Below are 22,582 nucleotides of genomic sequence, written 5' to 3'. Positions count from 1 at the left end.
GATGGAAGGACGGTTATGCCGCCCCGGCCTGGATATCGGGAGCAGGCGGCGTCCCGGGCCTCTGTGGGAGAGCGGCGCCCCGTGCCGCGAGTCGACCCGTAAAATCGCGGCCTTCGCGGATCCGTCCCGCTGCTGTCCTTCCAAAGCCCGGCCCCGCGCCTGCCTGCCTCCTCATGTTGACCTTCCAGCAAATCATCCTCACCCTCCAGTCGTACTGGGCCGATCAAGGCTGCGCGTTGCTGCAGCCCTACGACATGGAAGTCGGTGCCGGCACTTCCCATACGGCCACCTTCCTGCGTGCCCTCGGCCCCGAGCCCTGGAAGGCCGGCTATGTGCAGCCCAGTCGTCGTCCCAAGGACGGCCGCTATGGCGAGAATCCCAATCGTCTGCAGCACTACTACCAGTACCAGGTCGTGCTCAAGCCGGCGCCGTCCAACATCCTTGAGCTGTACCTGGGTTCGCTGGAGGCCCTCGGCTTCGATCTCAGGAAGAACGACATCCGCTTCGTCGAGGACGACTGGGAGAACCCGACGCTGGGCGCCTGGGGACTGGGATGGGAGGTCTGGCTCAATGGCATGGAGGTGACGCAGTTCACCTATTTCCAGCAGGTCGGAGGCATCGATTGCCGTCCCATCACGGGCGAGATTACCTATGGCCTCGAACGCCTGGCGATGTACCTCCAGGGTGTGGACAACGTCTACGACCTGACCTGGACCCAGGGCCTCTCGTATGGCGATGTCTACAAGCAGAACGAGGTCGAACAGTCGACCTACAACTTCGAGCACAGCGATGCCGAGTTCCTGTTCACGGCCTTCGCCGCGCACGAGAAGCAGGCGCGTCACCTGATGGAGAACCAGCTGGCCCTCCCTGCCTACGAGCAGGTGCTCAAGGCCGCGCACAGCTTCAACCTGCTCGATGCGCGTGGTGCGATCAGCGTGACCGAACGCGCCGCCTACATCGGTCGCATCCGCAATCTCGCGCGCAGCGTCGCGCGCAGTTACTACGACAGTCGTCAGCGCCTGGGCTTTCCGATGGCCGATCCCGCAATCGCGGCGATCGTGCTGGGCGACGGCATCGACACCGTGGTCGATCCCCGGCGACAGGATGTCCTGCGCTCGGCGCGTGCCCGCAACGTCGCGCATGGCGCCGTCGACTCCCCTGCATCCGCTCCCACTGAAAAATCCGAAGCCAAGAAGAAGGTCGCGTCGTGAAAAGTCTGCTTGTCGAACTGTTCGTCGAAGAACTGCCGCCCAAGGCACTGCACAAGCTGGGCGAGGCATTCGCCGATGTGCTGTACGAGCAGCTGCGCTCGCTGGGACTGGCCGATGCGCAGTCCATGTCGACGGCCTATGCGTCGCCGCGCCGCCTCGCCGTGCATCTCACCGCGGTCGCGGACCGCGCCGCGGACAAGGCCGTGTCGCAGAAGCTGATGCCCGTCGCCGTGGGGCTCGATGCCGCCGGCAATGCCACGCCGGCGCTGCTCAAGCGGCTCGCGGCGCTGGGCGCCGACGCATCGGCCGTGCCGGCCTTGCGGCGTGCGCCCGATGGCAAGGGCGAGGCGCTCTTCCACGACAGCACGGCACGGGGTGCAACGCTGGCCGAAGGCCTCCAGAAAGCCCTCGCTGAAGCCATCGCCAAGCTGCCGATTCCCAAGGTGATGAGCTACCAGCCCGAATCGGGCAGCGAACTGCCGGGCTGGAGCAGCGTGAGCTTCGTGCGTCCGGCCCATGGACTGGTCGCCCTGCATGGTGCCGATGTCATCGCCGTCGAGGCGCTCGGTCTGAAGTCCGGCCGCGAGACGCACGGCCATCGCTTCGAGGCCAAGGTCGATCCCGTGGTGCTCGGCGACGCCGACAGCTATGCCAGGCAGCTCGCCGACGAAGGTGCCGTCATCGCCGGCTTCGCCGAGCGGCGCGCCGAGATCGCGCGCCAGCTCGATGCCGCCGCGCAGCGCATCGGCGGCGGCGTACGGCCGATCGACGATGCCGCATTGCTCGACGAGGTCACGGCGCTGGTCGAGCGCCCGAATGTGCTGGTGTGCGAGTTCGAGCGCGAATTCCTCGACGTGCCACAGGAGTGCCTCATCCTGACGATGAAGGCCAACCAGAAGTACTTCCCGCTGCTCGATGCATCCGACCGGCTGACGAATCGCTTCCTGGTGGTCAGCAACATCTCGCCCGATGACGCCAGCGCGGTGATCGGTGGCAATGAGCGCGTGGTACGTCCACGCCTGGCCGACGCCAAGTTCTTCTTCGATCAGGACCGCAGGAAGACGCTCGCAGCGCGCGTCGAGTCTCTGGACAAGGTGGTCTATCACAACAAGCTGGGAACGCAGGGCGAGCGAGTCGGGCGCGTGGTGCGCATCGCCCAGGGCATCGCCGGGCAGCTGGTCGACGCGGGCTTCGCCAGCGCGGATCTGGCCACTGCCGCGGCGCAGGCCGCGCAGCTCGCCAAGGCCGATCTCGTGACCGACATGGTGGGCGAATTTCCCGAACTGCAGGGCACGATGGGCCGCTACTACGCGCTGCACGACGGCCTGTCGCCCGAGGTCGCCGATGCCATCGAGGACCACTACAAGCCCCGCTTCGCCGGCGACACGCTGCCGCGCGGCGAGGTCGGGGTCGTGGTGGCGCTGGCCGACAAGCTGGAGACGCTGGTGGGCATGTTCGGCATCGGCAACCTGCCCACTGGCGACCGCGATCCGTTCGCGCTGCGCCGTCATGCGCTGGGCGTGATCCGGATGCTCGCTGAAAAGGACCTGCCGCTGGACGTCGACCGGTTGATCGGCCTGGCCTTCGGCATGTTCGACCAACCCGCCATCGACCTGCCCGGCGCGGCCAGCGATGCCGCGCCGTTCGCTCCCTTCGAGGGGCAGGCCGCCGAGCGCCAGGCGCTGCTGCTGAACTTCATCTACGACCGCCTCGCCGGTGGCCTGCGCGAGCAGGGTGCCAGTGCGCAGGAGGTCGATGCCGTGCTGGCTTCCAGGCCACAGCGCCTGGGACGGGTATCCAGGTTGCTCGCTGCCGTGCGTGCCTTCGCCGCCCTGCCGGAAGCGCCTGCGCTTGCCGCTGCCAACAAGCGCATCGGCAACATCCTGAAGAAGTCGCCCGAAGCCGATGCCCACGTGAGCGAGCTCCTGCTACAGGAGCCAGCGGAGAAGGCCTTGCACGCCGCCATGGCGCATGTCCTGCCGGTGGCCGACGCGCAGTTCGAAGAGGGCGACTACACGGAGTCGCTCCAGACATTGGCCGCGCTGCGCGAGCCGGTCGATGCCTTCTTCGACGACGTGATGGTCAACGCCGAGCAGATCGACCTGCGCCTGAATCGCCTGGGTCTTCTCAAGTTCCTGCATGTGGCGATGAACCGCGTGGCGCAGCTGGAGCGGCTGGCGGCCTGAAGGCCGTCCCGATCCACCCATGCCCCTGCGCGCCAGCACGTCCGCCATGAAACTCGTCATCCTCGACCGCAACGGCAGCGTCAACCTGCATCGCGACGACTTCGTCAAGAGCGAAGTCGAGTGGACGCCCATGCCCGGCGCACTCGAAGCCATCGCCCGACTCAACCATGCCGGATGGCACGTGGTCATCGCCTCGAACCAGTCCGGCCTCGGGCGTGGACTGTTCGATGTCGCCACGCTCAATGCCATGCACGCCAAGATGCACAAGATGCTGGCCGCCGTCGGCGGACGCGTCGATGCGGTCTTCTACTGCCCGCACAGCCCCGACGAGGATTGCGCCTGTCGCAAACCCCGCCCCGGATTGTTCCAGCAGATTGGCGAGCGTTACGGCATCGATTTGGCCGACGTGCCCACCGCCGGCGACAGTCTGCGTGACGTCCAGGCCGGTGCGGCCGCCGGTTGCGAGCCGCACCTGCTACTGACCGGGATGGGGGCTGCGCTGCGCGGTGTCCAGCCCCTGCCGCCCGAGTACCCGGCCACGACGCGGGTGCATGCCGATCTGCCGGCCTTCGTCGAGTTCCTGTTGGCGCGTGAAGCCCGTCAGGCGGCCGATGCCGCCGCGGTGCAGGCGGCCGAACGATGAAGCGCCCTGGCGTGGTAGCGACGCTGGTGGCGTTCGTGCGTTCCGTGGTGCACATGCTGTGGATGCTGGTCACCGTGATTCCCTGGGGACTGATCATGGTGGTCGCGTCGATCTGGCGGCGCGGCGAGCCCCTCTACTGGATGGCCGAACGCTGGCTGGGCTGGGCCATGGCGGGAGCCCGCGTCATCCTGGGCATCCGCACGCGCGTCATCGGCATGGAGAACCTGCCGCAGGAGCAGCGCGCCGGCGCGGTGCTGCTGGTCAAGCACCAGTCGACGCTGGAGACCTTCCTGATGCCCACGCTGATGCCGCATCCGCTGGCCTACGTGTTCAAGAAGGAACTGATCTACGTGCCCTTCTTCGGCTGGGCCATGGCGCGGCTCGACATGATCCACATCGACCGCAAGCAGGGCGCGCGTGCCTTCAGCAAGGTCGTGGCACAGGGCCGGGTCCTGCTGGCCCAGGGCATCTGGATCATCATGTTCCCCGAGGGCACGCGCATCCCGCGCGGCCAGCGCGGCGTCTACAAGAACGGTGGCACGCGACTGGCCGTCCAGACCGGCGCGCCGGTGATTCCCGTGGCCGTGACCTCGGCACGCGTCTGGCCGCGCAAGGCCTTCATCAAGTATCCGGGCGTGGTGGACGTGTCGATCGGGTCGGCCATTCCCAGCACGGGTCGCAGGGCCGAGGAGTTGATGAACGAGGTCGAGGCCTGGATCGAGGGCGAGATGCGCCGCCTCGATCCGGAGGCCTACACGACATGACGAGCATGAAGAGATGGGCAGCGAGCACGGCATCCTGACGGCACCACCGGACACGCACGAGGCGGCGCACTTCTTCCATCCGCGCGCCACACGCGAGGTGCTGCTCGGCGAGGCCCGGGTCGCGTACGAATTCACGCGGGGCCCGCGCCGCACCATCGGCTTCGTGATCGGCATCGAGGGACTGTCGGTGCGCGCTCCGCGCTGGCTGGCATTGAACGACGTCGACCGGGCGGTACGCGACAAGGCCGGCTGGATCCTGCGCAAGCTTGCCGAGACGCGCCAGCGTCATGCCAGGCTCGAGGCCGCGCGGATCGACTGGCATGACGGCACGATCCTGCCGTTCCTCGGTCGACCCATGATGTTGCGATTCGAGCCGGTGCGCAGTGCCGGACGCGGCGGTGGTGGTGCGATGCTCGAGGAGCCTTCGTCCGAAGATCCCGCGGCGCCCCGCGTGCTGAGGCTCGCGTTGCCCGACGGTGCCACGCCCGAACTCGTCCGCGACACCGCGCGAGCCTGGATGACGCGGCAGGCCCGTGCGCTCTTCACCGAGCGTCTCGACCATTTCGCACCCCGGATCGGCGTGCGGTGGAACAAGCTGGCACTCTCGAATGCGGCGACGCGCTGGGGCAGCGCCAGTTCGACCGGAGCGATCCGTCTGCACTGGCGACTGATGCACTTCCACCTCGAGGTGATCGACTATGTCGTCGTCCATGAGCTCAGTCATCTGCGTGCCATGGACCACAGCCCGCGCTTCTGGGCCACGGTGGAAGCCGTGATGCCCAACTATCCGGCGCTGCGGCGCCAGCTCAAGGACGAGACCGTTCCACGCTGGTGACCGGTGACGCTGCGACTATTCTCCAGGGCATGAATCTCGATCTTGCACATTTCGACGCCGTCATCGTCGACCTCGACGGCACCCTGGTCGATACCCTGGGCGACTTCACGGCCGCCCTCAACGCCATGCTGGCCGATCTGGCACTGCCGGCTGTCGATGCGGGCGTCGTCGAGACGATGGTGGGCAAGGGCTCAGAGCATCTCGTCCGGTCGGTGCTGCGTCATCTGAGGGCGTCCGATGCGCTTTACGACCAAGCCTTCGACGATTACCAGCGTCACTATGGCGTCGTCAACGGACTGCATTCGAAGGTCTATCCGGGTGCCGTCGAAGGCCTGCGCCTGTTGCGCGATCGTCGCCTGCGGCTGGCCTGCCTGACCAACAAGCCGACCGACTTCGCTCGACAGCTGTTGACCTCCAAGCGCCTCGACGTGTTCTTCGATCCAGTCTTCGGCGGCGATGCCTTCGAACGCAAGAAGCCCGATCCGCTGCCGCTCTTGAAGACCTGCGAGGCACTCGGCAGTCGCCCCGGACGCACCCTCATGGTCGGGGATTCCAGCAACGACGCCCGCGCCGCCCGCGCCGCCGGGTGTCCGGTGGTGCTGGTGACCTATGGCTACAACCATGGCGAACCGGTGCAGGAGGTCGATGCCGACGGCTTCCTCGACTCGCTCGCACGCCTGGATTCGTGGACGTCGCCAGTTGGCGCCGCTCGAGGGCTCGGCTAAACTCGTTCCTCCATGCGCATGCCACATCACGTCGTTCGGACAGGCCCAGACAGCCGGGGAGCCTGGCCCTGGCGCAAGCCATCGTCCTTGCTTGCTTGAATAGCACGGCGCACGCCGTGCGCCCGAGGCTCCGCTCCTCTCCGCAGTGGCGCCGATCTCCCCGAACGACATCGCCGACGGCCGCATTTTCGAAGCGCCCGCCGGACCAGGAAGACCCCACCCGTGATCACCGAACTCGAATTCAAGAGCCTCAGCGCGCAGGGCTACAACCGCATTCCGCTGATGGTCGAGGCCTTTGCCGACCTGGAAACACCGCTCTCCCTCTATCTCAAGCTCGCGCATGCGCGCGACGGCGGCAAGTACAGCTTCCTGCTCGAATCCGTCGTCGGCGGCGAGCGCTTCGGACGCTACAGCTTCATCGGCCTGCCCGCGCGCACGCTCATCCGGGCGAGCGGCTTCGGGGCCGCGGCGCGCACCGAGGTCGTCACCGATGGCCAGGTGGTCGAGACCGCCGAAGGCAATCCGCTCGACTTCATCGCCGCCTACCAGCAACGCTTCAAGGTCGCGCTGCGTCCGGGACTGCCGCGTTTCTGCGGCGGCCTGGCCGGCTATTTTGGCTACGACGCGGTGCGCTATGTCGAGAAGAAGCTGGAAGACAGCTGCCCGCCCGACACGCTCGGCTGTCCCGACATCCTGCTGCTGCAATGCGAGGAACTGGCCGTCATCGACAACCTGTCGGGCAAGCTCTACCTGATCGTCTACGCCGATCCGTCGCAGTCCGAGGCCTATGCGGTCGCCAAGCGGCGATTGCGCGAGTTGCGCGAACAGCTGAAGTACTCGGTCAGCGCACCGCAGGTCAAGGCGACGCAATCGCATCCTCCCGAGCGTTCGTTCGCCAAGGCCGACTACATCGCCGCCGTCGAGCGCGCCAAGGAGCTGATCGCCGCAGGCGACTTCATGCAGGTGCAGATCGGCCAGCGCATCAGCAAGCGTTTCACGGAGTCGCCGCTGTCGCTCTACCGGGCGCTGCGCTCGCTCAATCCGTCGCCCTACATGTTCTATTACGACCTGGGTGACTTCCATGTCGTCGCGGCCTCGCCGGAGATCCTGGTGCGCCAGGAACGCACCAGCGACGGCGAACAGAAGGTGACGATCCGCCCACTCGCCGGCACGCGTCCGCGCGGTGCCTCGATCGAACTCGACAAGGCGGCCGAGCATGAACTGGTCAACGACCCCAAGGAGCGCGCCGAGCACGTGATGCTCATCGATCTGGCGCGCAACGACATCGGTCGCATCGCCAAGACCGGCACCGTGAAGGTCACTGAGGCTTTCGCGGTCGAGCGCTACAGCCACGTGATGCACATCGTGAGCAACGTGGAGGGGACGCTCAAGGACGGCATGACCGCGATCGACGTGCTCAAGGCCACCTTTCCGGCCGGCACGCTGACCGGCGCGCCCAAGGTGCACGCGATGGAGCTCATCGACCGCCTGGAACCCGTCAAGCGCGGTCTCTATGGCGGCGCCTGCGGCTACATCAGCTACGCAGGCGACATGGATGTGGCCATCACGATCCGCACCGGCATCGTCAAGGACCAGGTGCTGCACGTGCAGGCCGCCGCTGGCGTGGTGGCCGATTCGGTGCCGGAGCTGGAGTGGAAGGAAACCGAGGCCAAGGCGCGCGCATTGCTGAGGGCCGCCGAACTGGTCGAAGAGGGACTCGAGTGATGGCCGAAGAGACACGGCAGGGCATGCCAGCGAACGATTTCTCGCACGACATCATCGGTGCCGCCGTGGAGGTCCAGCGTGTGCTGGGCACGGGGCTGCCTGGTGCCACTTATGCCGCGGCACTGGCCATCGAACTGGCCGAGCGCGAGATCGGCTTCGCGCGCGACGTGGCGATCATGGCGGCTTACAAGGGACGCCCGCTCGGTGAAGTCTGTCGGGCCGACTTCGTGGTCGAGCAGGCCATGGTAGTGCAGGTGAGGGCGGTCGATGCCCTGGACGACCAGCATCGCGCGCAGGCCCAGGCGGCCGTGCGCCTGTCGGGGCATCGACTGGGGCTGCTGATCAATTTCAATGTGTTCCCGGTGGTCAAGGGCGTGCACCGGATCGGAGCGAAGTCATGAAACTGCTGATGATCGACAACTACGACAGCTTCACCTACAACATCGTCCAGTACCTGGGCGAACTCGGCGCCGAGGTCGAGGTGGTGCGCAACGACGAGGTCACGCTGGCGCAGATCGGCGAACGCATCGCCGCCGGCACGCAGCGACTGGTGGTGTCGCCCGGACCCTGCTCGCCGGCCGAAGCCGGGATCTCGGTGGCGGCCATCCGTGAGTTCGCCGGTACGCTGCCGATCCTGGGCGTCTGTCTGGGCCATCAGGCGATCGGCGCGGCTTTCGGTGGCACCATCGTGCGCGCTCAGCAGCTCATGCATGGCAAGACCAGCGAGATCACCACCACGCGAGAAGGTGTCTTCGCCGGACTGCCCGAGCGTTTCACCGTCAACCGCTACCACTCGCTGTCCATCGAGCGCGACAGCCGGCCGAGCGATCTGACCATCACCGCCTGGACCGACGACGGCGAGATCATGGGCGTGCGCCACACCGGCTTCGCCCACGAGGTACGTGTGGAAGGCGTGCAGTTCCATCCCGAATCCATCCTCACCGAGCATGGTCACGCCATGCTGAAGAACTTCCTCGATTGAAAGAGCGCCGGCATGACCGTCCTGAGTCCCACCATCGATCTGCGCAGCGACACCGTGACGCAGCCGACCGCCGCCATGCGCGACGCGATGGCCACCGCACCCCTGGGCGATGACGTCTTCGGTGCCGACCCGAGCGTCAACGCGCTGCAGGAGAAGATCGCCGCGCTGCTCGGTTTCGAGGCCGCGTTGTTCATGCCCACGGGCACGCAGAGCAACCTCTGCGCCGTGCTGGCGCACTGCGGACGCGGTGACGAGTACATCGTCGGCCAGCAGGCGCATTGCTATCGCTGGGAGGGGGGCGGTGCCGCAGTGTTCGGCAGCGTGCAGCCCCAGCCGCTCGACCACGCCGACGATGGCACGCTGCAGCTGGCGCAGATCGAGGCCGCCATCAAGCCCGACGATGCGCATTTCGCCCGCACGCGTCTGCTGGCCCTGGAGAACACGCTGGGTGGCCGGCTGCTGCCGTTCGACTACGTGCGCGCCGCGACCGCCCTGGCCCACTCCAGGGGCCTGCAACGCCATCTCGATGGTGCCCGGCTCTTCAACGCCGCCACGGCGCAGGCGGCATTGATCGGCCTGCCTGCCGGTGGCGCGCCCGCCGAGGCCGCGATGGTCGAGGCGCGTCGTATCGCCCAGTGCTTCGACAGTGTCTCGGTCTGCTTCAGCAAGGGCCTGGGCGCACCGGTGGGATCGGCGCTGTGCGGTTCCAGGGAGTTCATTGCCCGCGCCCATCGCATCCGCAAGATGGCTGGCGGCGGCATGCGTCAGGCCGGGTCGCTGGCTGCCGCCGCCAGCCACGCCCTCGATCACCACGTGGCACGGCTGGCCGACGACCACGCGCTTGCCCAGCGCCTGGCCGACAGCCTGGCCGGCATCGAAGGCCTGCGCGTGCAGGCGCCACAGACCAACATCGTGTTCGTCGACCTCGAAGGACCGGCGCAGGCCCGCGCCGGTGATCTGCTGGCATTCCTGAAGTCGCACGGCATCCTGGCCACCGGTCTCTATCGCCTGCGCTTCGTCACGCACCTGGATGTCGACGTGGCTGGCGTGGATGCGGCCGCGGAAGCCATCCGCACCTTCCTGACCGCCTGAGCCCGCCGCAACCCGTTCTTGTTCCGGAGACGACCCATGCCCATCACGCCGCAGGAAGCGCTGCAACGCACCATCGAGCATCGCGAGGTGTTCCACGACGAAATGCTGCACATCGTCCGGCTGATCATGAGCGGCGAGTGTTCGCCCGTCATGATGGCGGCTCTCATCACCGGACTGCGTGTCAAGAAGGAGACCATCGGCGAGATCACGGCCGCGGCGCAGGTGATGCGGGAAGTCTCGACCAAGGTTCCGGTCGCCGACCGCAGGCACCTGGTGGACATCGTGGGTACGGGTGGCGATGGATCGCACACCTTCAATATCTCCACCTGCGCCATGTTCGTTGCGGCAGCAGCCGGGGCCAAGGTCAGCAAGCACGGTGGTCGCAGCGTGAGCAGCAAGTCCGGCAGCGCCGATGTGCTGGAGGCCCTGGGCGTGGAGATCAATCTCGCTCCGGAACGCATCGCGCAGTGCATCGCCGAGGTGGGCATCGGTTTCATGTTCGCGCCCAACCATCATCCGGCGATGAAGAACGTCGCGCCGGTGCGCAAGGAACTGGGCATCAAGACGATCTTCAACATCCTCGGGCCCCTGACCAACCCGGCCGATGCGCCCAATATCCTGATGGGTGTCTTTCATGCCGATCTGGTGGGCATCCAGGTCCGTGCCCTCCAACGCCTGGGCGCCGAGCATGCACTGGTGGTGTATGGCCGCGATGGCATGGACGAGATCTCCCTGGGCGCCGCCACGCTGGTGGGCGAGCTCCATCGAGGTGAGATCCGCGAATACGAATTGCATCCCGAGGACTTCGGGCTCGCCATGTCGAGCAACCGTGCGCTGCGTGTGGAGACGCCCGAGGCATCGATGGCCATGCTGCGTGGCGTGCTCGATGGCGTGCCGGGTCCGGCGCACGACATCGTGGTGATCAACGCGGCGGCTGCCCTGTACGCGGCCGGGGTCGCCGAATCCATCGCCACGGGCGTGGTGCTGGCACGCGAAGCCATCGCCAGTGGCGCGGCTCGGGCCCGACTGGCCCGGCTGGTCGAAGTCACTCGCGCTCTGTCGATCCCGAAAGTCGTCGGTACAGTCTGAAGAAACAAGGAAACATCGAAATCATGTCCGACATCCTGAAGAAGATCGTTGCCGTCAAGCACGAGGAAGTCGCTTCCGCCCGACGACGCAGGTCCATGGAAGCGATGCGCGCCGATGCCGAGAGCCGGGTCCTGACGCGCGATTTCGTGGGTGCGCTGCGTCGCAGGATCGACGCCGGTCAGGCTGCCGTGATTGCCGAAGTCAAGAAGGCCAGTCCCAGCAAGGGCGTGCTGCGCGAGGACTTCGAGCCAGCGGACATCGCCCAAAGCTATGCAGAGGGAGACGGAATCATCAGCGCGGCCTGCCTCTCGGTGCTCACCGATCGGCAATTCTTCCAGGGCAGTGTCGACTTCCTGAAACAGGCTCGCGCCTCGTGCGAACTACCGGTGCTGCGCAAGGATTTTCTGGTCGACGCCTATCAGGTCTACGAATCACGCGCGATGGGGGCCGATGCCGTGCTGCTGATCGCCGCTTGCCTCGAGGATGCGCAGATGGAGGATTTCGAAGCCATCGCTCTCGATCTGGGCATGGCGGTCCTGGTGGAAGTGCATGACGGCGGCGAACTCGATCGTGCGCTGAAGCTCAGGACACCGTTGATCGGCATCAACAACCGAAACCTCAACACCTTCGACGTCTCGATCGAGACCACGCTCGGGCTGCGGCCTCGGGTGCCGGCAGATCGTCTGCTCGTGACCGAATCAGGCATTGGCACGCAGGCCGACGTCGTCCGCTTGCGCGAGGCCGGTGTGCAGAGTTTCCTGGTCGGCGAGACATTCATGCGGGCTCCGGATCCCGGTATCGCGCTGGCGGAACTCTTCGCATGACCTCACCCGTGCCCACGCAACTCACCACCAGTGATCCGGCCGACTGGCCGGTGGCGGCTGGCTGGCAGACGCTCGTCGACGCCTTCTTCGCCGAGCCCGCTGGCATGCGGTTGCAGGCGTTCCTGAGCGAACGTCTGGACGCCGGCGCCGTCATTTTCCCGCCTCAACCACTGCGGGCCCTCGAACTCACGCCGCCCGATGACGTACGGGTCGTCATCCTCGGACAGGACCCTTACCACGGTCGAGGCCAAGCCGAAGGACTGGCGTTTTCGGTGGCGCCGGGTGTCGCACTGCCTCCGTCGCTACGGAACATTTTCAAGGAACTGCAACGCGATCTGGGCACACCGCCGCCAAGATTCCCCATCCCGGGCGGCAGCCTGGTGCAGTGGGCGAGGCACGGTGTGCTGCTTCTGAACACCTGCCTGACGGTGGAGGAGGGCCAGGCCGCCAGTCACGCGGGCAAGGGATGGGAGGTGCTGACGGATGCCGTCATCCGCCACATCGCCGAGGGCGAAAGGGATGTGGTTTTCATGCTGTGGGGCTCGCATGCCCAGAGCAAGAAGGCACTGATCGACGTGCAGCGCCACAAGGTGCTCGTGGCCAACCATCCATCGCCGCTGTCGGCACTGCGTCCGCCCCTGCCATTCATCGGTTGCGGCCACTTTGGGCAGGCCAAGCTCTGGCGCGAGCAACACGGTTATTGAGTGCGTATCGCTGTGTAGAATCGCGCCTGTCGACGATCGAAAATTTCGCGGATTCATAGAACTATGCTATATTCCGCGATTCGCTGGAGAGGTGGCCGAGTGGTTAATGGCAGCAGACTGTAAATCTGCCCTCTTACGAGTACGCTGGTTCGAATCCAGCCCTCTCCACCAGCGAAGCAAAACGGATTTCAGGACGCTTTGGATGCAAGTGCATGAGGCCGACGCCAGGTAGGGCGAAGGGTCAAGATGCGGGAGTAGTTCAATGGTAGAACCCTAGCCTTCCAAGCTAATGACGCGGGTTCGATTCCCGTCTCCCGCTCCAAGGGTCCGTTTGGTTGTAGTAGATTTTTTGGCTTTGAAGCCACGCCCTTTTGGCTCAGTGGTAGAGCACTCCCTTGGTAAGGGAGAGGTCGCGGGTCCGATTCCCGCAAAGGGCACCAATTGAGAGGTTGCAATGTGCACGGTGCAGCCTCATATGAACGTGTTGTTGAACCAGTTAATTTTCGGAGTCGAGAATGGCAAAAGGTAAATTCACCCGCACCAAGCCCCACGTGAACGTGGGCACGATCGGTCACGTGGACCACGGCAAGACGACGCTGACGGCGGCGATCGCGACGGTGCTGTCGGCGAAGTTCGGTGGCGAAGCCAAGGCCTATGACCAGATCGATGCGGCGCCGGAAGAAAAAGCACGCGGCATCACGATCAACACCGCCCACGTCGAGTACGAGACGGCCAACCGCCACTACGCACACGTTGACTGCCCTGGCCACGCCGACTATGTGAAGAACATGATCACCGGCGCTGCTCAGATGGACGGTGCGATCCTGGTGTGCTCGGCTGCCGACGGCCCGATGCCCCAGACCCGCGAGCACATCCTGCTGGCGCGTCAGGTGGGTGTGGGCTACATCATCGTGTTCCTCAACAAGTGCGACATGGTCGACGATGCCGAACTGCTCGAGCTCGTCGAGATGGAAGTGCGCGAGCTGCTCGACAAGTACGAATTCCCGGGCGACGACACCCCGATCATCCATGGCTCGGCCAAGCTCGCACTCGAGGGCGACAAGGGCAAGCTGGGTGAGGAAGCCATCATGAAGCTGGCCGACGCGCTGGACTCGTACATCCCGACGCCCGAGCGCGCCGTGGACGGCACGTTCCTGATGCCGGTGGAAGACGTGTTCTCGATCTCGGGTCGTGGAACGGTGGTCACCGGCGCGGTCGAGCGCGGCGTGATCAAGGTGGGCGAGGAAATCGAGATCGTGGGCATCCGTCCGACGGTCAAGACCACCTGCACGGGCGTGGAGATGTTCCGCAAGCTGCTCGACCAGGGCCAGGCGGGCGACAACGTCGGTGTGCTGCTGCGCGGCACCAAGCGCGAAGAAGTCGAGCGCGGTCAAGTGCTGTGCAAGCCCGGTTCGATCAAGCCGCACACGCATTTCACGGCTGAGGTGTATGTGCTGTCGAAGGACGAGGGCGGCCGTCACACGCCGTTCTTCAACAACTATCGCCCGCAGTTCTACTTCCGCACGACGGACGTGACCGGCGCGATCGAGCTGCCCCAGGACAAGGAAATGGTCATGCCCGGCGACAACGTCAGCATCACCGTCAAGCTGATCAACCCCATCGCCATGGAAGAGGGCCTGCGCTTCGCCATCCGTGAAGGTGGTCGCACCGTCGGCTCGGGCGTCGTGGCCAAGATCCTCGCCTGAGATTAGATCGTTAAAGGGGTATAGCTCAATTGGCAGAGCGTCGGTCTCCAAAACCGAAGGTTGTAGGTTCGATTCCTACTGCCCCTGCCACCACATAGGTGGCGAAAAAAGGCCCGTCGTAACCCGACGGGCTTCGGCGTCTAAAGAGGCGCAACGAATTGAAAGCCGGAATCCGGCCACAGGAACTTGCCGACGATGGCTACAACTCAAATCGAAACCGTGAGCACGGGTGCTGACAAAGCCAAACTGGCTGGGTCCGTAGCACTGGCAATAGGCGCCATTGTGGCGTTTTATTTGCTGGCTAGGCAGGGGTCGGTAGCTCAATGGGCGGCATTGCTTGTTGGTTTGGCTGTTGCCGTTGCGTTGTTTGCAAGTTCTGAAAATGGCCGTCAGTTGGTGGCATTCGGTCGGGATTCGTGGCGTGAGGTTAAGAAGGTCGTTTGGCCGGCGCGCAAAGAAGCAATGCAGATGACTGCCTATGTATTTGCTTTTGTGGCAATCATGTCGATTTTTCTTTGGGCAACCGACAAAACCTTGGAATGGGTGTTTTTCGACCTGATCCTGGGCTGGAGAAAATAATGACTGATGACATCAATAGCAGCGTTGCAGACGATTCGGTGGAGGATGTTCCGGTACTGGCGCCGCCAGCCAATCCTGATTTGCGTTGGTACGTAGTGCATGCCTATTCGGGGATGGAAAAGGCGGTCGAACGCAACATCACTGAACGGATCAATCGTGCTGGCATGCAGAACATGTTCGGTCGCATCTTGGTTCCGACCGAAGAAGTGGTCGAGATCAAGAACGGTCAAAAGCGGACCACGGAGCGCCGATTTTTTCCCGGCTATGTGTTGGTCGAGATGATCATGAACGACGAGAGTTGGCACTTGGTCAAGCACACCAACAAGGTGACGGGCTTCGTTGGTGGTGCGAAGAACCGGCCAGCTCCGATTTCCCAAAAGGAAGTCGAAGATATCGTGAGCCAGATGCAGCAGGGTACGGAAAAGCCGCGTCATAAGGTCGAGTTCATGGCGGGTGAGTTCGTGCGGGTCAAGGAAGGTCCGTTTACTGATTTCAATGGCACTGTCGAAGAAGTCAATTATGAAAAGAGCAAGGTGCGTGTCTCGGTCATGATTTTCGGCCGTGCCACCCCTGTGGAACTCGAATTCAGTCAGGTCGAGAAAACTTGAATTCCTCGAGAAGAACAATCCAGTTCTTCTTTAAAGTATTTAGATTGCATTTTGGCATTTGCTGCTTTTCAGGCTCGGCGGCAAATGTGGCGTTAGAGAGCTATTCACCCCCGGGGAGCTTTGGGCTAACTGCCTGAGCGTTATCACCCGCAAGGAGTAAAGTCATGGCGAAAAAAATCGTTGGCTTCATCAAGCTGCAAGTGCCAGCTGGCAAGGCCAATCCGTCTCCGCCCATCGGTCCCGCACTGGGCCAGCGCGGTTTGAACATCATGGAGTTCTGCAAGGCATTCAATGCCCAGACCCAAGGCGTCGAGCCGGGTCTGCCGCTGCCGGTGGTCATCACAGCCTTCGCGGACAAGAGCTTCACATTCATCATCAAGACCCCGCCTGCGGTCACGTTGATCAAGAAGGCGATCAAGCTGGAGAAGGGCTCTGCTCGTCCGCATACCGATAAGGTTGGCAAGATCACACGTGAACAGCTCGAAGAGATCGCGAAGACCAAGATGAAGGATCTGACGGCTGCCGACCTTGATGCCGCAGTTCGCACTATTGCCGGATCTGCCCGTTCGATGGGCGTGAATGTGGAGGGCGTGTAAATGTCCAAGCTGACAAAGAAGCAAAAAGCCCTTGAGGGCAAGGTCGACAGCACCAAGCTGTACCCCTTGGTCGACGCCATCGGCATCGTCAAGGAAGCTGCAACCGCCAAGTTCGATGAATCCATCGATGTGGCCGTTCAGCTCGGCATCGATGCCAAGAAGTCCGACCAGGTCGTTCGTGGCGCCGTGGTGCTGCCCAATGGCACCGGCAAGACCAAGCGCGTCGCCGTGTTCGCTCAGGGCGCCAAGGCTGAGGAAGCCAAGGCTGCCGGCGCTGATATCGTCGGCATGGACGATCTGGCCGCCATGGTGAAGGCTGGCGACATGCCTTTCGACGTCGTGATCGCAGCACCCGACGCCATGCGCGTCGTGGGTACCCTGGGTCAGATCCTGGGTCCGCGTGGATTGATGCCCAACCCGAAGGTTGGTACGGTGACGCCCGACGTGGCTACCGCCGTGCGCAATGCCAAGGCTGGTCAGGTGCAATTCCGTGTCGACAAGGCCGGCATCGTCCATGGCACGATTGGTCGTCGTTCGTTCGATACTGACAAGCTTCAAGGCAACCTGGCGGCGTTGATCGACGCACTGGTAAAGGCCAAGCCGGCCACGAGCAAGGGCGTTTACCTGCGCAAGGTTGCCGTGTCGTCGACGATGGGTCTGGGCGTGCGCGTCGATACCCAGACGATCGCCCAGCAGGGTTGATCTGAGAAATTTGCCGGGTCCTTTCGGGATCCGGCGATGTGGTGGGTCACCGGGGCGGAGTTCTTCTTCAGGAAGATTTGCCACGGCGGGCCATCCAAGACCGCTGGTGTGCGATGCACTGCACTTAATCGATGACTTTCCCAAGCCATCCACCAGCGCAGATGGCGATCCCGCTGCAAGGATTTGTTTCCGAAACAGTTGGTCGCTGCATGAAGCGTGTTCCGAGGCCAAGGCCGAGAAACACATTAAAAGGAGTAGACCTTGAGTCTGAATCGCAGTGAGAAAGAAGCGGTCATCACCGACGTGACCACCCTCGCCGCCCAAGCTCAAACGCTCGTTCTGGCGGAATACCGTGGCATCACGGTTGCCGACATGACCAAATTGCGCAATACCGCGCGCAGCCAGGGCGTGACGCTCAGCGTGTTGAAGAACACGCTGGCACGCCGTGCTGTCGCGGGAAGCGCTTTTGAAGTCATCGGTGACCAGATGACGGGTCCGCTGATCTACGGTTTTTCCGTCGACGCCGTGGCCGCCGCGAAAGTGGTGTCCGAATTCGCGAAGACCAACGACAAGTTGGTCATCCGCGGTGGCGCCTTCGCCGGCAAGAGCCTGGATGTGAACGGTGTGAAGCAACTGGCGAGCATTCCTTCGAAGGAAGTGCTGCTGGCCCAGTTGCTGGGCCTGATGCAATCGCCTGTTTCCCGTACCGCTCGCGTGCTCGCGGCGCTGGCCGAGAAACGTGGTGGCGGTGAGACGGCAGCAGCTACCGATGCACCGGCGGAAGCCGAAGCGCAGCCCGCTTGAGGCGGCTTGCGTTCTTGAATATTCAACCCAATTGTTAGGAAACAAAAATGGCATTCGATAAAGACGCATTTCTGACCGCGCTCGACAGCATGACGGTCCTGGAACTCAACGACCTGGTCAAGGCCATCGAAGAGAAGTTCGGTGTGAGCGCAGCCGCCATGTCGGCTCCGGCCGCTGGTGGTGGCGCTGCTGCTCCGGTCGCTGAAGAGCAGACCGAGTTCAACGTCATGCTCATGGAAGCCGGCGCGAACAAGGTTTCGGCGATCAAGGCCGTGCGTGAAATCACCGGCCTGGGCCTCAAGGAAGCCAAGGATCTGGTGGAAGCTGCCCCCAAGGCTGTCAAGGAAGGCCTGTCCAAGGCTGACGCCGAAGCTGCCAAGAAGAAGCTGGAAGATGCCGGCGCCAAGGTGGAACTGAAGTAATTTTTCCCCTCTAAAAGGCTGGAGGTGCCTGAAAAGGTCCTCCAGCCTTTGGCGCTTTCAGAGCGCACCCGCAAGCCCCTGCTCGACAGGGCTTGCGAGTGTCTTCTGACCCCGACTGCAGAAGAACCCTTGGTTCGGGTGATGTGCAATGCATCGCCGTCCGCCAACGGCTGGTAGTGGCCAGCCGCCAAGGAGCACGGTGCGCGAGCATCGGACTAAGTCGCTGAAGATTTCAAGCCCCGGAGCTCTCATGGCCCAAACGTCCTCCTACAGCTACACCGAACGCAAGCGCATCCGAAAGAACTTCGGCAATCGCGACAGCGTCGTCGAGATTCCCTACCTGCTGCAAATGCAGAAGGATGCCTACACCGCATTCCTGCAAGCCGGCATCGCCCCGACCAAGCGCACCATCGACGGTCTCCAGGCCGCATTCACGGCTGCATTCCCCATCGTTTCGCACAATGGTTTCGTCGAGATGAAATTTCTCGAATACAACCTGGCGAAACCGGCTTTCGACGTGCGCGAGTGTCAGACCCGTGGCCTGACCTTCGCTTCGGCGGTGCGCGCCAAGGTGCAGCTGATCATCTATGACCGCGAATCGTCGACATCGCAGTCGAAGGTAGTCAAGGAAGTCAAGGAGCAGGAGGTCTACATGGGCGAAGTGCCGCTCATGACCGAGAAGGGTTCGTTCATCATCAACGGCACCGAGCGCGTGATCGTGTCGCAGTTGCATCGTTCGCCGGGCGTATTCTTCGAGCATGACAAGGGCAAGACCCACAGCTCTGGAAAGCTGTTGTTCTCCGCGCGTGTCATTCCTTACCGCGGTTCGTGGCTCGATTTCGAGTTCGACCCGAAGGACATGCTGTACTTCCGAGTGGACCGCCGTCGCAAGATGCCTGTCACGATCCTGTTGAAGGCGATCGGATTGAATCCGGAGTCGATCCTGGCGAACTTCTTCGTCAACGACAACTTCCGCCTGATGGACAGCGGCGCTCAGATGGAGTTCGTGTCCGAGCGCCTGCGTGGCGAAGTGGCGCGTTTCGACATCACCGACAAGGCCGGCAAGGTCGTCGTCGCCAAGGACAAGCGCATCACCGCCCGCCATACGCGCGAACTGGAGCAGAGCGGCACCACGCACATCAGCGTGCCCGAGGACTTCCTCGTCGGCCGCGTGGTGGCCCGCAACATCGTCGATGGTGACACGGGTGAGATCCTGGCCAAGGCCAACGACGAACTGACCGAGGCACTGCTCAAGAAGCTGCGTACGGCTGGCGTGCAGGACCTGCAGGTCATCTACACGAATGAGCTCGACCAGGGCGCCTACATCTCGCAGACGCTGCGCATCGACGAGACGGTCGACGAGTTCGCCGCACGCGTGGCCATCTATCGGATGATGCGTCCCGGTGAGCCGCCGACGGAAGACGCGGTGCAGGCCCTGTTCCAGCGCTTGTTCTACAACCCGGACACGTACGACCTGTCGCGCGTGGGCCGTATGAAGTTCAATGCCAAGGTCGGTCGCGACGAATCGACCGGCCCGATGGTCCTGACCAACGAGGACATCCTGCATGTCGTCAAGATCCTGGTCGACCTGCGCAACGGCAATGGCGAGGTGGACGACATCGACCACCTGGGCAACCGACGCGTGCGTTGCGTCGGCGAGCTCGCCGAGAACCAGTACCGCACCGGTCTGGCTCGCATCGAGAAGGCCGTGAAGGAGCGTCTGGGCCAGGCGGAGCAGGAACCCCTGATGCCGCACGACCTGATCAACAGCAAGCCGATCTCGGCCGCACTCAAGGAATTCTTTGGTGCCTCGCAGCTGTCGCAGTTCATGGACCAGACCAATCCGCTGTCCGAAATCACGCACAAGCGTCGCGTCTCGGCCCTGGGTCCGGGCGGTCTGACGCGCGAACGCGCCGGCTTCGAAGTCCGCGACGTGCACGTGACCCATTACGGCCGTGTGTGCCCGATCGAAACGCCCGAAGGACCGAACATCGGCCTGATCAACTCGCTGGCGCTCTATGCCCGGCTGAACGAGTACGGCTTCATCGAGACGCCCTATCGCCGCGTCGTCGATGGCAAGGTCACGATGGACATCGACTACCTGTCGGCCATCGAGGAAGGCAAGTACGTCATCGCCCAGGCCAATGCGGCCCTGGACAAGGACGGCGTGCTGACCGGTGATCTGGTCTCGGCCCGCGAAGCCGGCGAATCGATCCTGGTGGGCGCCGAGCGCATCCAGTACATGGACGTCTCTCCGGCACAGATCGTGTCGGTGGCCGCATCGCTCGTGCCGTTCCTGGAGCACGACGACGCCAACCGCGCGCTGATGGGTGCCAACATGCAGCGTCAGGCCGTGCCGGTGCTGCGTCCCGAGAAGCCGTTCGTCGGCACCGGCATCGAGCGCGTCTCCGCGGTCGACTCCGGCACCGTGGTCACGGCAACGCGCGGCGGCATCGTCGACTATGTCGATGCGACCCGTGTCGTGGTGCGTGTGAACGACGCCGAAGCAGCCGCTGGCGAGGTCGGCGTGGACATCTACAACCTGATCAAGTATCAGCGTTCGAACCAGAACACCAACATCCATCAGCGTCCGATCGTCAAGCGTGGCGACAAGATCGCCAAGGGCGACGTGGTGGCCGACGGCGCCTCGACCGACCTGGGCGAACTGGCCCTCGGCCAGAACATGCTGATCGGCTTCATGCCCTGGAACGGCTACAACTTCGAAGACTCGATCCTGATCTCCGAACGCGTCGTGGCCGAGGACCGCTACACCTCGATCCACATCGAGGAACTGGTGGTGATGGCCCGCGACACCAAGCTGGGTGCCGAGGAAATCACGCGCGACATTCCGAACCTGGCCGAGCAGCAGCTCAACCGCCTGGACGAGTCCGGGATCATCTATGTCGGCGCCGAGGTCATGCCCGGCGACACGCTGGTGGGCAAGGTCACGCCCAAGGGCGAGACCACGCTGACGCCCGAGGAAAAGCTGCTGCGCGCGATCTTCGGCGAGAAGGCATCCGATGTGAAGGACACCTCGCTGCGCGTGGATCAGGGCTCGCAAGGCACCGTGATCGACGTCCAGGTGTTCACACGCGAAGGCATCCAGCGCGACAAGCGTGCCCAGCAGATCATCGACGACGAGCTCAAGCGCTTCCGTCTCGACCTGAACGACCAGCTGCGCATCGTCGAAGCCGACGCGTTCGACCGGATCGAGAAGCTGCTCAGCGGCAAGGTCGCCAATGGCGGGCCCAACAAGCTCGCCAAGGGCACCAAGCTGGACAAGGCCTATCTCTCGTCGATCGAGAAGTTCCATTGGTTCGACATCCGCCCGGCGGAAGACGAGGTGGCTTCGCAGCTCGAATCGATCAAGAACTCGCTGGAGCAGACGCGCCACAGCTTCGACCTCGCGTTCGAGGAAAAGCGCAAGAAGCTCACGCAGGGCGATGAACTGCCGGCGGGCGTGCTCAAGATGGTCAAGGTCTACCTGGCCGTCAAGCGGCGCCTGCAGCCCGGCGACAAGATGGCCGGCCGCCATGGCAACAAGGGTGTGGTCTCCAAGATCGTGCCGGTCGAGGACATGCCTCACATGGCCGACGGCACGCCGTGCGACATCTGCCTGAACCCGCTGGGCGTGCCCTCGCGGATGAACGTCGGACAGGTGCTGGAAGTGCACCTGGGCTGGGCCGGCAAGGGCGTCGGCCAGCGCATCGGCGATCTTCTGCAGGCCGAAGCCAAGATCGCCGAACTGCGCGCGTTCCTGGACCAGCTCTACAACGGCTCCGGCCGCAAGGAAGACCTGAGCCAGCTCAGCGACACCGAAGTGCTGGAAATGGCGTCCAACCTGTCGAGCGGCGTGACCTTCGCGACCCCGGTGTTCGATGGTGCCTCCGAGGAGGAGATCCGCGGCATGCTGAAGCTCGCGTATCCGGACGAGATCGCCAAGCTCAAGGGCCTGACCGAGACCCGCACGCAGGCCTACCTGTACGACGGCCGCACTGGCGAGCAGTTCGAGCGTCCGGTCACCGTCGGCTACATGCACTTCCTGAAGCTGCACCACCTGGTGGACGACAAGATGCACGCCCGCTCGACCGGCCCGTACTCGCTGGTCACGCAGCAACCGCTCGGCGGCAAGGCCCAGTTCGGCGGTCAGCGCTTCGGTGAGATGGAAGTGTGGGCACTGGAGGCCTATGGCGCCGCCTATGTCCTGCAGGAGATGCTGACGGTGAAGTCCGACGACGTGGTGGGCCGTACCAAGGTCTACGAGAGCATCGTCAAGGGCGAACACTCCATCGAAGCCGGCATGCCGGAATCGTTCAATGTGCTGGTCAAGGAAATCCGTTCCTTGGGCCTGGACATCGAACTCGAACGTTCTTAAGCAGACAAGG

Annotated in this window: 20 protein-coding genes, 4 tRNA genes and 1 pseudogene; all 25 read left to right on the top strand. The window is 63.8% G+C overall.

The window, feature by feature from the left end; all coding sequences use genetic code 11:
* Nucleotides 1–173: 173 nt before the first annotated feature.
* Nucleotides 174–1,037, top strand: a pseudogene (gene glyQ, locus AC1MLT_RS10930) (glycine--tRNA ligase subunit alpha); the annotation flags it as partial.
* A gap of 170 nt (nucleotides 1,038–1,207) precedes the next feature.
* Entirely contained in the window at nucleotides 1,208–3,397 is a 2,190-nt protein-coding gene (gene glyS / locus AC1MLT_RS10925) for a glycine--tRNA ligase subunit beta (protein WP_481032290.1), read from the top strand.
* 46 nt (nucleotides 3,398–3,443) lie between these two features.
* Entirely contained in the window at nucleotides 3,444–4,040 is a 597-nt protein-coding gene (gene gmhB, locus AC1MLT_RS10920) for a D-glycero-beta-D-manno-heptose 1,7-bisphosphate 7-phosphatase (protein ID WP_296306741.1), read from the top strand.
* Nucleotides 4,041–4,066: 26 nt separating this feature from the next.
* Nucleotides 4,067–4,804 carry a lysophospholipid acyltransferase family protein gene (locus AC1MLT_RS10915; protein WP_481034977.1) on the top strand — a complete coding sequence of 246 codons (738 nt, stop codon included), beginning with the start codon at nucleotides 4,067–4,069 and terminating at the stop codon, nucleotides 4,802–4,804.
* A 13-nt stretch (nucleotides 4,805–4,817) separates the two neighbouring features.
* On the top strand, nucleotides 4,818–5,639 hold the full coding sequence (locus AC1MLT_RS10910) for a M48 family metallopeptidase (protein WP_481032289.1): 822 nt from the start codon (nucleotides 4,818–4,820) through the stop codon (nucleotides 5,637–5,639).
* A gap of 29 nt (nucleotides 5,640–5,668) precedes the next feature.
* Nucleotides 5,669–6,364, top strand: a complete 696-nt coding sequence (gene gph / locus AC1MLT_RS10905) for a phosphoglycolate phosphatase (RefSeq protein ID WP_296306718.1) — start codon at nucleotides 5,669–5,671, stop codon at nucleotides 6,362–6,364.
* A 222-nt stretch (nucleotides 6,365–6,586) separates the two neighbouring features.
* Nucleotides 6,587–8,089, top strand: coding sequence for an anthranilate synthase component I (gene trpE, locus AC1MLT_RS10900; protein WP_481032288.1), 1,503 nt, complete (start codon nucleotides 6,587–6,589; stop codon nucleotides 8,087–8,089).
* Nucleotides 8,089–8,490: a GxxExxY protein gene (locus AC1MLT_RS10895; RefSeq protein ID WP_296306716.1), complete on the top strand. Its 402-nt coding sequence runs from the start codon at nucleotides 8,089–8,091 to the stop codon at nucleotides 8,488–8,490. The genes trpE and AC1MLT_RS10895 overlap by 1 nt, the downstream gene beginning before the upstream one ends.
* Nucleotides 8,487–9,071, top strand: a complete 585-nt coding sequence (locus tag AC1MLT_RS10890) for an aminodeoxychorismate/anthranilate synthase component II (protein WP_296306714.1) — start codon at nucleotides 8,487–8,489, stop codon at nucleotides 9,069–9,071. The genes AC1MLT_RS10895 and AC1MLT_RS10890 overlap by 4 nt, the downstream gene beginning before the upstream one ends.
* Nucleotides 9,072–9,083: 12 nt before the next feature.
* Nucleotides 9,084–10,163 (top strand): low-specificity L-threonine aldolase, encoded by a 1,080-nt coding sequence (gene ltaE / locus AC1MLT_RS10885; RefSeq protein ID WP_296306712.1) that lies wholly within the window; start codon nucleotides 9,084–9,086, stop codon nucleotides 10,161–10,163.
* Between the two features lie 36 nt (nucleotides 10,164–10,199).
* Nucleotides 10,200–11,252 carry an anthranilate phosphoribosyltransferase gene (gene trpD / locus AC1MLT_RS10880; protein ID WP_296306710.1) on the top strand — a complete coding sequence of 351 codons (1,053 nt, stop codon included), beginning with the start codon at nucleotides 10,200–10,202 and terminating at the stop codon, nucleotides 11,250–11,252.
* A gap of 23 nt (nucleotides 11,253–11,275) precedes the next feature.
* On the top strand, nucleotides 11,276–12,076 hold the full coding sequence (gene trpC / locus AC1MLT_RS10875; RefSeq protein ID WP_296306708.1) for an indole-3-glycerol phosphate synthase TrpC: 801 nt from the start codon (nucleotides 11,276–11,278) through the stop codon (nucleotides 12,074–12,076).
* Entirely contained in the window at nucleotides 12,073–12,780 is a 708-nt protein-coding gene (locus AC1MLT_RS10870; protein WP_296306706.1) for a uracil-DNA glycosylase, read from the top strand. Before trpC ends, AC1MLT_RS10870 begins: the two co-directional genes overlap by 4 nt.
* A gap of 85 nt (nucleotides 12,781–12,865) precedes the next feature.
* A tRNA-Tyr gene (locus AC1MLT_RS10865) sits at nucleotides 12,866–12,951 on the top strand.
* A gap of 77 nt (nucleotides 12,952–13,028) precedes the next feature.
* Nucleotides 13,029–13,102: transfer RNA gene (locus AC1MLT_RS10860), tRNA-Gly, on the top strand.
* A 43-nt stretch (nucleotides 13,103–13,145) separates the two neighbouring features.
* Nucleotides 13,146–13,220 (top strand) — tRNA-Thr (locus tag AC1MLT_RS10855).
* Between the two features lie 75 nt (nucleotides 13,221–13,295).
* Nucleotides 13,296–14,486, top strand: coding sequence for an elongation factor Tu (gene tuf, locus AC1MLT_RS10850; protein ID WP_296316389.1), 1,191 nt, complete (start codon nucleotides 13,296–13,298; stop codon nucleotides 14,484–14,486).
* Between the two features lie 14 nt (nucleotides 14,487–14,500).
* Nucleotides 14,501–14,576, top strand: a tRNA-Trp gene (locus AC1MLT_RS10845).
* 105 nt (nucleotides 14,577–14,681) lie between these two features.
* Nucleotides 14,682–15,065, top strand: a complete 384-nt coding sequence (secE, locus tag AC1MLT_RS10840) for a preprotein translocase subunit SecE (protein ID WP_481032287.1) — start codon at nucleotides 14,682–14,684, stop codon at nucleotides 15,063–15,065.
* Nucleotides 15,065–15,673: a transcription termination/antitermination protein NusG gene (gene nusG, locus AC1MLT_RS10835; protein ID WP_481032286.1), complete on the top strand. Its 609-nt coding sequence runs from the start codon at nucleotides 15,065–15,067 to the stop codon at nucleotides 15,671–15,673. The genes secE and nusG overlap by 1 nt, the downstream gene beginning before the upstream one ends.
* Before the next feature lie 164 nt (nucleotides 15,674–15,837).
* Nucleotides 15,838–16,269 carry a 50S ribosomal protein L11 gene (gene rplK, locus AC1MLT_RS10830; protein ID WP_481032285.1) on the top strand — a complete coding sequence of 144 codons (432 nt, stop codon included), beginning with the start codon at nucleotides 15,838–15,840 and terminating at the stop codon, nucleotides 16,267–16,269.
* Nucleotides 16,270–16,971, top strand: a complete 702-nt coding sequence (gene rplA, locus AC1MLT_RS10825) for a 50S ribosomal protein L1 (protein WP_481032284.1) — start codon at nucleotides 16,270–16,272, stop codon at nucleotides 16,969–16,971. It abuts the gene before it with no gap.
* Between the two features lie 261 nt (nucleotides 16,972–17,232).
* Nucleotides 17,233–17,775, top strand: a complete 543-nt coding sequence (rplJ, locus tag AC1MLT_RS10820) for a 50S ribosomal protein L10 (protein WP_481032283.1) — start codon at nucleotides 17,233–17,235, stop codon at nucleotides 17,773–17,775.
* Nucleotides 17,776–17,822: 47 nt separating this feature from the next.
* Nucleotides 17,823–18,197 (top strand): 50S ribosomal protein L7/L12, encoded by a 375-nt coding sequence (gene rplL / locus AC1MLT_RS10815; RefSeq protein ID WP_481032282.1) that lies wholly within the window; start codon nucleotides 17,823–17,825, stop codon nucleotides 18,195–18,197.
* Between the two features lie 250 nt (nucleotides 18,198–18,447).
* Entirely contained in the window at nucleotides 18,448–22,572 is a 4,125-nt protein-coding gene (gene rpoB, locus AC1MLT_RS10810) for a DNA-directed RNA polymerase subunit beta (RefSeq protein ID WP_296313360.1), read from the top strand.
* Nucleotides 22,573–22,582 lie beyond the last annotated feature (10 nt).

This window comes from Variovorax sp. PEI5, assembly GCF_056679935.1.
This window is presented reverse-complemented; position numbering and strand designations above follow the sequence as displayed.

Bases quoted from the DNA above. Each gene is read 5' to 3' on its own strand.
- rplA (WP_481032284.1), top strand. From the start codon at position 16,270: ATGTCCAAGCTGACAAAGAAGCAAAAAGCCCTTGAGGGCAAGGTCGAC.
- ltaE (WP_296306712.1), top strand. From the start codon at position 9,084: ATGACCGTCCTGAGTCCCACCATCGATCTGCGCAGCGACACCGTGACG.
- rpoB (WP_296313360.1), top strand. From the start codon at position 18,448: ATGGCCCAAACGTCCTCCTACAGCTACACCGAACGCAAGCGCATCCGA.
- AC1MLT_RS10910 (WP_481032289.1), top strand. From the start codon at position 4,818: ATGGGCAGCGAGCACGGCATCCTGACGGCACCACCGGACACGCACGAG.
- AC1MLT_RS10890 (WP_296306714.1), top strand. From the start codon at position 8,487: ATGAAACTGCTGATGATCGACAACTACGACAGCTTCACCTACAACATC.
- trpC (WP_296306708.1), top strand. From the start codon at position 11,276: ATGTCCGACATCCTGAAGAAGATCGTTGCCGTCAAGCACGAGGAAGTC.
- AC1MLT_RS10895 (WP_296306716.1), top strand. From the start codon at position 8,089: ATGGCCGAAGAGACACGGCAGGGCATGCCAGCGAACGATTTCTCGCAC.
- AC1MLT_RS10870 (WP_296306706.1), top strand. From the start codon at position 12,073: ATGACCTCACCCGTGCCCACGCAACTCACCACCAGTGATCCGGCCGAC.
- nusG (WP_481032286.1), top strand. From the start codon at position 15,065: ATGACTGATGACATCAATAGCAGCGTTGCAGACGATTCGGTGGAGGAT.
- rplL (WP_481032282.1), top strand. From the start codon at position 17,823: ATGGCATTCGATAAAGACGCATTTCTGACCGCGCTCGACAGCATGACG.
- rplK (WP_481032285.1), top strand. From the start codon at position 15,838: ATGGCGAAAAAAATCGTTGGCTTCATCAAGCTGCAAGTGCCAGCTGGC.
- secE (WP_481032287.1), top strand. From the start codon at position 14,682: ATGGCTACAACTCAAATCGAAACCGTGAGCACGGGTGCTGACAAAGCC.
- gmhB (WP_296306741.1), top strand. From the start codon at position 3,444: ATGAAACTCGTCATCCTCGACCGCAACGGCAGCGTCAACCTGCATCGC.
- trpD (WP_296306710.1), top strand. From the start codon at position 10,200: ATGCCCATCACGCCGCAGGAAGCGCTGCAACGCACCATCGAGCATCGC.
- gph (WP_296306718.1), top strand. From the start codon at position 5,669: ATGAATCTCGATCTTGCACATTTCGACGCCGTCATCGTCGACCTCGAC.
- tuf (WP_296316389.1), top strand. From the start codon at position 13,296: ATGGCAAAAGGTAAATTCACCCGCACCAAGCCCCACGTGAACGTGGGC.